Raw genomic sequence first — 12,739 nt, forward strand, 5'->3', positions numbered from 1 at the left:
GTCGGCTCAGAGGCCGAGCAGTGCCTCGCTGCGCTCCCACAGCCCCTGGGCCAGGGCAGGGTCCCCGACCTGCGGGTTGACCTTGCCGGGCTTGTTGTTCTCGTAGTACCTGCCCGGCTCCCACGTGAAGCCGGGCGTGCCCGCGGCGAGCCAGGTGAGCCGCCCGCCACCGGTCTCCACGTCGGTCAGGAAGCGCGACAGCGGGGTGCGGTAGACGAAGCGCATGAGGCTCGGCGTGTCGTTGGCGAAGTTGGTCCGGATGACACCGGGGTGGAAGGCGGCCGCGGCGATGCCCTGCTCGGAGAAGCGGCGGTGCAGCTCCCGGGTGAACAGCACGTTGGCCAGCTTGCCGTCGCCGTAGGCCTTGTTGGCGCTCCAGCTCTTCGCGTTGTCGAGGTCGTCGAGGTCGAGGTGGCCGAACAGCCGGTGGGCGGCGCTGGACGTCTGGATCACCTTCGCGCGGGACTCGACGAGCCGGTCCATGAGCAGGTGCGTGAGGAGGAAGGGCGCCAGGTGGTTGACTTGGAAGGTCTTGTCGAAACCGTCCTTGGTGCTCTCCTGACCGAAGAGCCCACCGGCGTTGTTGGCCAGCACGTCGATGCGCGGGTGGCTGGCCAGCAGGTCCATGGCCAACGTCCGGACCTGGTCGAGGTCCGCGAAGTCGGCCACGTGCCACGGAGCGTCCCACCGTGAGGCGACCGCGGCCGTCTTCTCCGGTGAGCGACCGACGAGGACGACCTCGTGGCCCAGGGCCCGGAGCTGGCCTGCCGACGCGGCGCCGATGCCGTCGCTGGCACCCGTGATGACGATGGTCTGCTGCTCAGGCATGCGAAGGCTCTCTGTGGGTCCGTGGGAAGTCCGTTGTCGCACTCTCGCAGATCGCCGCGAGGTCGCATGCGTCAGTGGCGGGGAGGAAGGTGCGCGCCTCGGGCCGCCGCGAGGATGGCGACGATCTCCACGGCGCCCGGGCTGACGTGCTCGACCTCCTCGGGTGGGATCCCCGCCGCGTGGAACAGCCAGCTGCCCGGCGCGGCTGAGTAGCTGAGGATGACGTCCGAGGTCGTCTCGTGGCGGGTTGCCGGGACCTGGGACCAGGTGGAGCAGATCCACCCGATGGCGTCATGGATGCTCAGCCGCACGGCACGGTCCTTGCCCTCGCACTCCAGCGCCGCCTCCAGCTCGGCATGCAGGGAGGCCAGGACGTCGAGGAGGTGGTCCACGCTCGCCTCCTCGTCTGAGGCGAGCGGTGCTCCGGCCCACATGTTGCGAGTGGCCTCCCACGCCTCGAGGTCCTCGCGCGGGATGTCGAACCGCTGCAGCAGCTCGTCGACGGTCGCGCTCGAGTCACCCTCCCCGTGAGCAGCCAGCTCTGCCTGGTGCTCGCGCAGCAGACTTCCCCCTCGCCGCTGGCTGTCGTCCGTCGGGGTGAGCACTGGGTGAAGTCTGCCAAAGGAACTGCTCCGGCGCCCTGCGTAGGCCGTTGACGGCGAGCGTGTCCCAGCGCGGGAGAGGGGCGGAGCCACCGCCGGTCGACGCTTGCCGACGGCACAAGGGGAACCACTGCGCCGCAGGCGGACCCGGGGGCGAAGGGGCGTCGGCGCCCGACCCCTACGATCGGCCCATGACCTCCCCTGACGTGTCCACCGCCAACGCGGTCTCCCCGGACTCTGGTCAGCACTGGTCAGACCAGGGGGCATGGAAGGTCGCGGACGGCATACACCGTATTCCGTTGCCGTTGCCGCTCGACGGCCTGAGGGCGGTCAACGTCTATGTCCTCGAGACCGATGAGGGACTGGTCCTCATCGACGGCGGCTGGGCGATCGAGACGGCGCGCTCGGTCCTGGAGCAGTCGCTCCGGCAGATCGGGGCCGGCTTCGGTGACATCCGGCGCTTCCTCGTGACACACGTGCACCGCGACCACTACACGATGGCCGCGGTGGTCGGTGCCGAGCACGGGGCGCAGGTCGCGCTCGGGGCCGACGAACGGCCCGCCCTGGACCTGCTGCGCACTGGCGACGGCTCCAGCCACGAGGCGATCCTGCGTGGTCTCGTGAGTGCCGGTGCAGGGGACCTCGTCGAGCGCTGGAGTGCGCTGGGCAGTGGTGCGCCAGACCCCGCCATGTGGAGGTACCCCGACTCCTGGCTCGAGGGCGACCACACGATCGCGGTGGGGGCCCGCACCCTTGACGCGGTGCACACGCCCGGGCACACGCCGGGCCACTTCGTCTTCGCCGACACCGCCGACCAGGTGCTGTTCGCGGGGGACCACGTCCTGCCGACCATCACGCCGTCCATCGGTTTCACGGCTCCGGCACCGGTGGACCCGCTGAGCGACTTCATGGCGTCGCTGACCAAGGTGCGGTCGCTGCCGGACCTGCGCCTGCTGCCTGCCCACGGACCGGTCGCGCCGTCCTCGCACGCCCGAGTGGACGAGCTGCTCGCCCACCACGAGCACCGGCTCACGCTCAGCCTGGCGGCCCTGCGTCACGGAGCCGCCACCGGTTTCGACGTCGCGCACGAGCTCGGCTGGACCCGGCACGAGCGTTCCTTCGGCGAGCTCGACATCTTCAACCAGGGCCTGGCCGCGCAGGAGACCAAGGCCCACCTCGAGCTCCTGGTCGCCCGTGGTCTGGTCACCCGCGAGGAGACCGCAGACGGGGTGGTCTTCGCGCTGGTCCCCTGACATCACCGCCGCGCCGCGCTTTGATGTACCCATGACGGCAACGAAGCCTCCGGTCACCGACCTGCGCGTCGCCCTGTTCGCCACGTGCTTCAACGACACGATGTGGCCGGAGACACCCAGGGCCACCGTGCGGCTCCTCGAGCGGCTCGGCGTCACGGTGGAGTTCCCGATGGACCAGACCTGCTGTGGCCAGATGATGACGAACACCGGGTATGCCGGGAAGGCCGTTCCGCTCGTGCGTCGCTTCGTCGACGTGTTCGCGGGCTACGACGCGGTCGTGGCGCCCTCGGGCTCGTGCGTCGGCTCGGTCCGCGAGCAGCACCCGATGATCGCCCACCTCGCGGGCGACCCGGGCCTGGCCTCCCAGGTGGAGCAGGTGCGGCCCAGGGTGTACGAGCTGTCGGAGTTCCTCGTCGACGTCCTCGGCGTGACCGACGTGGGCGCCTCCTTCCCCCACCGCGTCACCTACCACCCGACGTGCCACTCACTGCGCATGCTGCGGGTCGGCGACAAGCCGCTGCAGCTGCTGCGCGCGGTGCGGGGGATCGACCTGGTGGAGCTCGAGGGCGCCGAGGAGTGCTGCGGCTTCGGCGGGACCTTCGCGGTCAAGAACGCCGAGGTGTCGGTCGCCATGGGCACGGACAAGGCGCGGCACGTCACCGACACCGGCGCGGAGGTCCTCGTGGCCGGTGACAACTCCTGCCTTGCACACATCGGCGGGATCCTCGGGAGGCAGCACTCCGGCATACGCCGCATGCATCTCGCCGAGATCCTTGCCTCGACGGAGGAGGACCCCGCATGAGCACCCCACCGGTCCAGGAGACGTCCCCGACGTTCGTCGGCATGCCGGCGTTCCCGAAGGCCGCGCACGAGGCCCTGGCCAACACGCAGCAGCGGGCCAACCTGCACAACGCGACGCACACGATCCGCGCCAAGCGCGCGTCGGTCGTCGCGGAGGTGCCCGAGTGGGAGGCCCTGCGGGTGGCCGGCGCGGACGCCAAGGACGAGGCGCTGCACCACCTCGGCGACTACCTCGAGCAGCTCGAGGAAAGCCTGACCGCGAACGGGGCGGTCGTTCACTGGGCGCGCGACGCCGACGAGGCCAACCGCATCGTCGTCGACATCGCCCGCTCCAAGGAGGTCGACGAGGTCGTCAAGGTCAAGTCCATGGCCACGCAGGAGATCGAGCTCAACGAGGCCCTCGAGGAGGCCGGCATCAGCGCCTGGGAGACCGACCTCGCCGAGCTCATCGTGCAGCTCTTCGGCGACCGGCCCAGCCACATCCTCGTCCCGGCCATCCACCGCAACCGCACCGAGATCCGCGACGTCTTCCTGCGCCAGATGGGCGAGTTCGGGCGACCGGCACCCGCGGACCTCACCGACGACCCGGCGCGGCTGGCCGAGGCGGCGCGACTGCACCTGCGTGAGAAGTTCCTGCGCGCCAGGGTCGCGGTCTCGGGTGCCAACTTCGCCATCGCCGACACGGGCACGCTCGTCGTCGTCGAGTCCGAGGGCAACGGACGCATGTGCCTGACCCTGCCCGAGACGCTCATCTCGGTCGTCGGCATCGAGAAGGTCCTGCCGACGTGGGACGACCTCGCGCCGATGCTCCAGCTGCTGCCGCGCTCGAGCACGGGGGAGCGGATGAACCCCTACACGACCATGTGGTCGGGGGTGCACGAGGGCGACGGGCCACAGGAGGTGCACGTCATCCTGCTCGACAACGGCCGCAGCCACGTCCTCGCGGATGCGCTGGGCAGACAGGCGCTGCGGTGCATCCGGTGCTCCGCCTGCCTCAACGTGTGCCCCGTCTACGAGCGCACCGGCGGCCACGCCTACGGGTCGGTCTATCCCGGCCCCATCGGGGCGGTGCTCAACCCGCAGCTGCGCGGGACCGCGAGCGAGATCGACCAGTCGTTGCCCTATGCCTCGTCACTGTGCGGAGCCTGCTTCGATGCGTGTCCCGTGCGGATCAACATCCCCGAGCTGCTCGTCGAGCTGCGCGGCACCGTCGCCGAGCAGGGCGGCCACCGGGCCGAGTCCGCCGCGATGAAGGCCGCGGCGTGGGTGCTGTCGGACCCGCGGCGGCTGGCCGTCGCCCAGAAGGGCGCGACCACCGCGGGCAGGCTTCTCGGCAAGCGCACGATCACGAAGGTCCCGGGGCTCGGTGCCTGGACCGACGCCCGCAACGTGCCCAGCCCGCCGACGGAGACCTTCCGCCAGTGGTGGGCCCGCGAGCGCGGCGAGACGTCGGGCACGCAGGAGGAGGAGCAGCGATGAGCGCGCGCGACGACATCCTCGCCCGGGTCCGCTCCGCGACCTCCGACATCACCACTGAACCCCGACTTCTTGCCCGTGTGGCCAGTTCCGCGGCCGACGAACCGTCGCTGGGAGGTGGCCAAACGGGCAATGAGTCGGGCGGGGAGCAGGGGACGCTGGAGCTGTTTGTCGAGAACGTCGCCGACTACCGGGCGACCGTCCTGCGCACGAGGGAGCCGGACGTCGCTGCGACCGTCGTCTCGGCCCTGCGCTCTGCTGGGCTGCGCTCGGTCGTGCTGCCCTCCGGGCTGGACGGGTCCTGGTGCGAGGCGTTGGGCGAGGCGTTCGAGGTGGTTCCCGAGTCCGAGGCGCACTCGCCCCAGGCCCTCGACGTCATCGATGCGGTCGTCACCGGTTGTGCCCTCGGGATTGCCGCGACCGGCACGATCGTCCTCGACCACAGCGGCGACCAGGGCCGGCGTGAGCTCACTCTCGTGCCCGACACCCACCTGTGCGTCATCCGCGCCGACCAGGTCGTCCCGGATGTGCCCGAGGCGGTGGCCCGACTCGGCGCGGCACCGCACCGCGGCCAGCCGCTCACCTGGATCAGTGGACCGAGCGCGACGAGCGACATCGAGCTCCAGCGGGTCGAGGGCGTCCACGGCCCACGAACCCTCGTCGTCGTCCTCGTGGGGCCGGACTAATGTGGCGAGCGCACCGCCGCACCGTCGCCAGGGAGGCCACCCCATGATCGTCCCGTTCACCGTCGCCGACTTCCTGGCCCGTGGGGCCGCCGTCTATCCGAACCGCGTCGGGGTGGTCGACGAGCCCGACCAGCCGGCTGCCTCCCTGGGGAAGCTGACCTACAGCGAGGTGGCGTCCCGCGCCAAGGCCATCGCCGTCAGGCTCGACGACCTCGGCATCGAGGTGGGGGAGCGCGTGGCGATGGTGTCGCACAACAGCGCCCGCCTCTACACCGCCCTCTTCGGCGTCTCCGGCTCCGGCCGCGTCCTCGTCCCGGTGAACTTCCGGCTCTCGGTGGACGAGGTCCAGTTCATCGTCGACCACAGTGGCGCCCGGGTGCTCTTCGTCGACCCCGAGGTCGCACCGGCGCTCGAGGGCGTGACCTGTGAGCACACGTTCGTGCTGGGAGACGACGACGAGCTGTTCGCGCCAGCGGGGGCGGACGGCATACGGGAGCCGCGCGAGTGGCAGGCGGACGAGAACGCGACGGCCACGATCAACTACACCTCAGGAACCACCGCTCGCCCCAAGGGGGTGCAGCTGACCCACCGCAACCTGTGGGTCAACGCGGCGACCATGGGCCTGCACCTCGGCGTGACCGACCGCGACGTCTACCTGCACACGCTGCCGATGTTCCACTGCAACGGCTGGGGCATGCCCTACGTCACGGCCAGCCTGGGCATCCCCAACATCGTCCTGCGCAAGGTCGACGGGGCCGAGATCCTGCGCCGGGTGCGCGACCACGGCGTGACGATCATGTGCGCGGCGCCCGCCGTCATCAACGCGGTCCTCGACGCCGCGGCCACGTGGGAGGGCGAGATCCCCGGTCGGGACACGGTGCGCGTGGTCGTCGCCGGTGCCCCGCCGCCCACCAAGACGGTGGTGCGCATGGAGGCCGAGCTCGGCTGGGAGTTCGTCCAGATCTATGGCATGACCGAGACCTCGCCCCTGCTCACGGTCAACCGCAAGCGGGCCGAGTGGGACGACCTCTCCGCCGAGGAGCGCGCCGCCAAGCTCATCCGCGCCGGCGTCCCGGCCGTGGGCGTGACGCTGCGGATCTCGCCGGACGGCGAGGTGCTCGCGAAGTCCAACGTCGTGCTCAGCGGCTACTGGAACCAGCCCGAGGAGACCGAGCGCACGCAGGGTGACGGCTGGATGCACACCGGCGACGGGGGCCACATCGACGAGGAGGGCTACCTCGTCATCTCCGACCGCAAGAAGGACGTCATCATCACCGGTGGCGAGAACGTCAGCTCGGTCGAGGTCGAGGACGTGGTCTTCGGGCACCCCGAGGTCGCCGAGGTCGCAGTCATCGGCATCCCCCACCCCAAGTGGGGCGAGACGATCCTCGCGCTCGTCGTGCGCACCCCCGGCTCACAGCTGAGCGAGAGCGACCTCATCGCCTACTGCAAGAGCAAGGCCGCGAGCTACAAGGCGCCGACGACCGTGGAGTTCCGCGACGAGCTGGCGCGCACCGCCACGGGCAAGCTCCAGAAGTTCAAGCTGCGCGAGCCCTACTGGGCCGGGCGCGACCGGCAGGTCAACTGAACCCGTGGCCATCGACCAGGTGGGCGGCGATGTGGGCACTGAGGAGGAGGCCACGCCGGTCTTCTTCGTCGCCGGGGGTACGGGCATCTCAGCCGAGACCTTGGGCAACCTGATCATCGCCCAGTTCCCGGGGTTGAGGTTCGCCCGGCGCAAGTTCCCGTTCATCGTCACCGTCGCGCAGGCGCAGACGGTCGTGGAGAAGCTCGACGCGGCGAAGACCGACTCGGTGACGCCGCTCGTCTTCTCGTCGGTGTCCGACCAGCAGATCCGGCAGGAGCTGCAACGCACGCAGTGCGCCTTCATCGACCTGTTCGGAACCCACCTCGACACGGTCGAGCGGGTGCTGCACGTCAACGCCGCGCACTCCTCGGTCGCCTCCCTGCACGGGGTGGGTGACGCGTCCCGCTACGACCAGCGGATGAAGGCCATCGAGTACGCGATGGAGCACGACGACGGTGCGAGCCTGCGCCATCTCGACCAGGCCGACCTCATCCTCATCGCCCCCTCCCGGTGCGGCAAGACACCGACCTCGATGTACCTCGCCCTCCAGCACGGCCTCAAGGTCGCGAACTACCCGCTCGTCGACGAGGACTTCGACGGCAACAACCTGCCGCGACCGATCGCGCACCTGCAGGACCGCTGTTTCGGGCTGCTCTCCACGGCCGCGCGACTCAGCCAGGTGAGGGGGGAGCGCCGCCCCGGATCGACCTATGCCAGCCTTGCCCAGTGCAGCTTCGAGCTGCGCCGGGCAGAGGCGCTCTACCGGGCCCATCGCGTCCCGTCCATCAACTCCGCCAAGATGTCGGTGGAGGAGATGGCTGCAGTCATCATGCAGAGCAGTCGCCTGTCCAATCTCGGCTGAGGCCGATCGACCAAAGGAACGCCATGACCGGCACTCCCACCGACGCCCCCCACGCCTCCGACAGCGTCAACATTGCGTGGTTCGCCGAGCTCGGCCTCGGCGACGTCGAGCACGTCGGCGGCAAGAACGCCTCGCTCGGAGAGATGGTCCAGCACCTCTCCAAGGCCGGCGTCCGCGTGCCGGACGGCTTCGCGACGACGGCCGCGGCCTACCGGCGGTTCCTGTCCCACGAAGGCCTGGCCGACCGGATCAACGGCATGCTCGCCGACCTCGACGTCGAGGACACGCGGGCACTGGCCAGCGCGGGCGCCGACATCCGCGAGGCGGTCGAGCAGCAGCCGTTCCCGGCTGACCTCGAGAGCGAGATCCGCACGGCCTACGACACGCTCGTCGACGAGGCCGACGGCGACGTGACCTGGGCCGTGCGCTCGAGCGCGACGGCCGAGGACATGCCCGACGCGTCCTTCGCCGGGCAGCAGGAGACCTTCCTCAACGTCAGCGGCATCGACAACATCCTGCTGGCCATCAAGCGGGTTTTCGCCTCCCTCTACAACGACCGCGCCATCGCCTACCGCGTCCACAGCAGCTACGACCACCACTCGGTCGCACTCTCGGCGGGCATCCAGCGGATGGTGCGCTCCGACATCGGCTCCTCCGGCGTGATGTTCACGATCGACACCGAGTCCGGCTTCTCCGACGCCGTCTTCATCACCAGCAGCTTCGGGCTGGGGGAGGCCGTCGTGCAGGGCGCCGTGAACCCCGACGAGTTCTATGTCTACAAGCCGGCTCTGCGGGCCGGTCGTCCCGCGATCCTTAAGCGCGGCGTCGGCAGCAAGGCCACCAAGATGGTCTACACGCAGGACTCGGCAGTGGGTCGCTCCATCGACTTCGTCCCGGTCGACGACGCCGACCGCAGCCGCCTCAGCCTCACCGACGCCGACGTCCTCGAGCTCGCCGAGCACGCGCTCAAGATCGAGGAGCACTACGGCCGTCCGATGGACATCGAGTGGGGCAAGGACGGGGTCGACGGCAAGCTCTACATCCTCCAGGCCCGCCCCGAGACCGTGAAGTCGCGTCAGTCCGGCTCGACCCTCACCCGCTTCCGCATGGGCGAGCGTGGACCCGTGATCGTCGAGGGCCGTGCCATCGGCCAGAAGATCGGCGCCGGTGCTGTGCGCGTGCTCACCGATGCCGAGTCGATGCACGAGTTCCAGTCCGGCGAAGTGCTCGTGGCTGACATGACCGACCCCGACTGGGAGCCGGTCATGAAGCGCGCCAGCGCCATCGTCACCAACCGTGGTGGCCGCACGTGCCACGCAGCCATCATCGCCCGCGAGCTCGGCATCCCCGCGGTCGTCGGCACCGGCAGTGCGACCACCGCGCTCACCGACGGCCAGGAGGTGACGGTCTCCGCCGCCGAGGGCGACACGGGCCTGGTCTATGACGGCCTGCGCGACTTCACCGTCACCGAGACCGCGCTCGACGACATGCCCGACGTGCCCGTCAAGATCATGATGAACGTCGGGACCCCCGACCAGGCCTTCGAGTTCTCGCGCCTGCCGCACAAGGGGATCGGCCTGGCCCGGCTCGAGTTCATCATCAACCGCCAGATCGGGATCCACCCCCGCGCCCTGCTCGAGCTCGACGACCAGGAGCCCGACATCAAGGCCGAGATCGAGGCGCTCATCGGCGCCTACGACTCCCCGCGCGACTACTTCGTCAAGCGCGTCGCCGAGGGCGTCTCCATGCTCGCGGCCGCATTCGCACCCGAGCCGGTCATCGTGCGCATGAGCGACTTCAAGTCCAACGAGTATGCCGGGATGCTGGGCGGCCGGCGCTACGAGCCGGACGAGGAGAACCCGATGATCGGCTACCGCGGCGCGGCCCGCTATCTCTCGCCCGACTTCGCCGAGTGCTTCGCGATGGAGTGCGAGGCCCTGCGGCTGGTGCGCGACGACATGGGCCTGACCAACGTCAAGGTCATGATCCCGTTCGTGCGCACCCTCGCCGAGGCGGAGGGCGTCATCGACCTGCTCGGCCAGCACGGGTTGCGTCGCGGAGAGAACGACCTCCAGGTCGTCATGATGTGTGAGGTCCCCTCGAACGCCGTGAACGCGGACGCCTTCCTCGAGCACTTCGACGGCTTCTCGATCGGCTCCAACGACCTGACCCAGCTGACGCTCGGCCTGGATCGCGACTCGGCACTGGTCGCTGGCGGCTTCGACGAGCGCGACCCTGCGGTCAAGAAGATGCTGACCCTCGCGATCGAGGCCTGCCGCCGACAGGGCAAGTACGTCGGGATCTGTGGTCAGGGCCCCTCCGACCACCCGGACCTCGCGGACTGGCTCGTGGACCAGGGCATCGAGTCGATGTCGCTCAACCCCGACACGGTCGTCGAGACCTGGCTGCGGCTGGCCAAGCGCGCCTGACCGAGGGAGCGGCCTTCGCGCCCGTGGCAGAAACGGTCGGCGCGCGGGCCCACCTCGGGTGGGCACACGGCATACGGTGAAAGGAAGCCAACCACCAGCGGAACCGGTGGCCCCGTCGGTTCCGCGCGACTTCGCTGAAGGAGAAGGACTGATGGCCGAGCTGAGCGAGGACCGACGCGACAAGCTGGACGACTCGGACTTTGCGTACGTCGACAAGGACGGTGAGCGGCACCTGCCGATCCACGACGAGTCGCACGTGCGCAACGCCGTGGCGCGCTTCGGACAGACCAACTTCGACTCCGCATCCGAGAAGAAGAAGGCGGCCAAGTCGATCAAGAAGGCTGCCAAGGACCACGACATCGAGCTCTCGGACGACGACGAGGTCATGAAGGCGGCCTCCTCCTGAGTGCGCGCAGGCGGATTCTGCTCACCGGCGCGACCGGGACCATCGGGCTGCTCCTCGCCGCACGCCTCGACGACGACTACGACCTCGTCCAGCACGGCCGCACCCCGCGCAGCGCTCAGCAGGAGCACGGGCTCGAGCGGGCCGACCTCACGAGCTACGAGGACGTGGCGCCGCTCATGGACGGCGTCGACACGGTCCTGCACCTGGCCGGGGAAGCCTCGCCCGAGGCCGACTGGGACGCGGTGCTGGCCGCCAACATCGTCGGCTACCGCAACGTGCTCGAGGCCGCCCGCGAGGCTGGTGTGCGCCGAGTCGTCTATGCCTCCTCGAACCACGCGATGGGGATGTACGACCGGTTGCAGGAGTGGCCGGTCTACCCGCACCACCTGCCGCGACCCGACTCGCTCTACGGCGTCTCCAAGGTGTTCGGCGAGACCCTCGGTCGCTTCTACCACGACGAGCACGGCCTCGACGTCATCTCCCTGCGCATCGGGTGGTGCTCGGAGGACCCGATGCTCGCGGACGAGGAGATCCTGCACGCGATGTGGCTCAGCGAGGACGACACCGAGCAGGCCTTCCGCCGGGCGATCGAGGCCGAGGTCCGCCACGGCGTCTACTACGTCGTCTCGGACAATCCCAACCGCCGCTGGGACCTCACCAGCACGATGCTCGACCTCGGCTACCGGCCCAAGGACTCCTGGGAGGACGCGTCGGGCCGGAGCGAGACGGTGGTCGAGGGCGGAGGCGACGTGCGCGACGACTGGCCGGTCGGGTCCTGAGCGGCTGAGGGCCGCTGTCGTCGGGCCTTTGCTGCCGACTTCGCCCTTTGGGGTGGAGCGCCCGTACCTGCGCGCGCCTACGGTCGAAGGATGACTGCCTACAGCACCACGGTCCGTGCCCTGCACCTCGTGACGAATGCCGCCTGGTTCGGCGGCTCGCTCGCGGGTGCCGTCGCCGTCAACCCCGCCGCCCAGGAGGGTGACACCCCCCGTGAGCGCTCCGAGATCGCCGACCGCGGCTGGCGCTCGTGGGGGCCGGTCCAAGGAGGCGCGATCGGCCTGCACCTCGTGAGCGGCCTGGCCATCCTCGCCGACAACAGGCGTCGGACCGTGCTCCACCCGCCGACCACGGCCGCGGTCGTCCTCAAGACGGCCCTGACCGGTGCTGCGGTCGCCGCCAGTGCGGCGGCCTACCTCAACGGGGCGCGCCTCGGAGAGGCCCAGGAGGCGAGCGAGGAGGACCTGGCCGCCCGGCGTCGAGCCGAGGACCTGTCCCGGCGGATGCGGTGGCTGCAGTGGGCCACACCCGCCACCACGGGGGCGCTTCTCGTCCTCGACGCCTACCTCGGTGAGCAGCAGCGTGGCGTGGCAGGTCTTCTCGACCGGCCGATGTCGCTGCTGCGGCGGTCATGAGCACGCGCTTCGAGTTCGACTTCGCGCCGGCCTACCGCCTCCCCGCCCTGGCCTTCGGCATCCGACCGTCCTCCGCGTTCGTCGAGGTGACGCGGGAGGAGCTGCGCGTGCACTTCGGCCCATGGCGGCTCGTGACCGGACTCGACAACATCGCCGGCACCGAGATCACCGGGAACTTCGCCTGGCTCAAGACCGCGGGCCCGCCCCACCTGTCGTTCGCCGACCGCGGCGTCACCTTCGCGACCAACGGGGAGCGGGCCCTCTGCGTCCAGTTCGTCCGCCCCGTGCCGGCCATCGACCCGACCCGAACGATCCGGCATCCGGCCGCCACCCTCACGGTCGCCCGGCCCGAAGCACTGCGCGAGCTCGTGGGCTGACGCTCCTCCGTTTGGTCGC

Annotated in this window: 13 protein-coding genes; 11 read left to right on the forward strand and 2 right to left on the reverse strand. The window is 70.1% G+C overall.

The window, feature by feature from the left end:
* Positions 1-6: 6 nt before the first annotated feature.
* On the reverse strand, positions 7-828 hold the full coding sequence (locus tag ASG74_RS11365; protein WP_056142955.1) for an SDR family NAD(P)-dependent oxidoreductase: 822 nt from the start codon (positions 826-828) through the stop codon (positions 7-9).
* Positions 829-899: 71 nt separating this feature from the next.
* Complete coding sequence (locus ASG74_RS11370) at positions 900-1,433, reverse strand: hypothetical protein (protein ID WP_056142958.1); 534 nt, start codon at positions 1,431-1,433, stop codon at positions 900-902.
* A gap of 188 nt (positions 1,434-1,621) precedes the next feature.
* Between ASG74_RS11370 and ASG74_RS11375 the strand changes: the two genes are divergently transcribed.
* From ASG74_RS11375 to ASG74_RS11425, 11 genes are all read left to right on the forward strand, one after another.
* A complete protein-coding gene (locus ASG74_RS11375; RefSeq protein ID WP_056142961.1) occupies positions 1,622-2,683 on the forward strand; it encodes an MBL fold metallo-hydrolase in 1,062 nt (353 codons plus the stop codon).
* A 31-nt stretch (positions 2,684-2,714) separates the two neighbouring features.
* On the forward strand, positions 2,715-3,485 hold the full coding sequence (locus tag ASG74_RS11380; protein WP_056142963.1) for a (Fe-S)-binding protein: 771 nt from the start codon (positions 2,715-2,717) through the stop codon (positions 3,483-3,485).
* Complete coding sequence (locus ASG74_RS11385) at positions 3,482-4,963, forward strand: LutB/LldF family L-lactate oxidation iron-sulfur protein (protein ID WP_056142966.1); 1,482 nt, start codon at positions 3,482-3,484, stop codon at positions 4,961-4,963. Before ASG74_RS11380 ends, ASG74_RS11385 begins: the two co-directional genes overlap by 4 nt.
* On the forward strand, positions 4,960-5,646 hold the full coding sequence (locus tag ASG74_RS11390) for a LutC/YkgG family protein (RefSeq protein ID WP_056142969.1): 687 nt from the start codon (positions 4,960-4,962) through the stop codon (positions 5,644-5,646). Before ASG74_RS11385 ends, ASG74_RS11390 begins: the two co-directional genes overlap by 4 nt.
* 43 nt (positions 5,647-5,689) lie before the next feature.
* Positions 5,690-7,234 carry an AMP-binding protein gene (locus ASG74_RS11395; protein ID WP_056142972.1) on the forward strand — a complete coding sequence of 515 codons (1,545 nt, stop codon included), beginning with the start codon at positions 5,690-5,692 and terminating at the stop codon, positions 7,232-7,234.
* Positions 7,235-7,238: 4 nt separating this feature from the next.
* The gene (locus ASG74_RS11400; RefSeq protein WP_235498902.1) at positions 7,239-8,096 is read left to right on the forward strand and encodes a pyruvate, water dikinase regulatory protein; all 858 of its coding nucleotides are present in this window, start codon (positions 7,239-7,241) and stop codon (positions 8,094-8,096) included.
* Between the two features lie 23 nt (positions 8,097-8,119).
* Complete coding sequence (ppsA, locus tag ASG74_RS11405; protein WP_056142984.1) at positions 8,120-10,525, forward strand: phosphoenolpyruvate synthase; 2,406 nt, start codon at positions 8,120-8,122, stop codon at positions 10,523-10,525.
* A 151-nt stretch (positions 10,526-10,676) separates the two neighbouring features.
* On the forward strand, positions 10,677-10,931 hold the full coding sequence (locus tag ASG74_RS11410) for a DUF6582 domain-containing protein (protein ID WP_056142987.1): 255 nt from the start codon (positions 10,677-10,679) through the stop codon (positions 10,929-10,931).
* A 17-nt stretch (positions 10,932-10,948) separates the two neighbouring features.
* Positions 10,949-11,710, forward strand: coding sequence for an NAD-dependent epimerase/dehydratase family protein (locus ASG74_RS11415; protein ID WP_268766034.1), 762 nt, complete (start codon positions 10,949-10,951; stop codon positions 11,708-11,710).
* Positions 11,711-11,800: 90 nt separating this feature from the next.
* Positions 11,801-12,343 (forward strand): hypothetical protein, encoded by a 543-nt coding sequence (locus tag ASG74_RS11420; RefSeq protein WP_056142992.1) that lies wholly within the window; start codon positions 11,801-11,803, stop codon positions 12,341-12,343.
* Positions 12,340-12,720, forward strand: coding sequence for a hypothetical protein (locus ASG74_RS11425; RefSeq protein ID WP_056142995.1), 381 nt, complete (start codon positions 12,340-12,342; stop codon positions 12,718-12,720). The genes ASG74_RS11420 and ASG74_RS11425 overlap by 4 nt, the downstream gene beginning before the upstream one ends.
* Positions 12,721-12,739: the final 19 nt, after the last annotated feature.

The organism is Knoellia sp. Soil729, from assembly GCF_001427985.1.
GTDB lineage: Bacteria > Actinomycetota > Actinomycetes > Actinomycetales > Dermatophilaceae > Knoellia.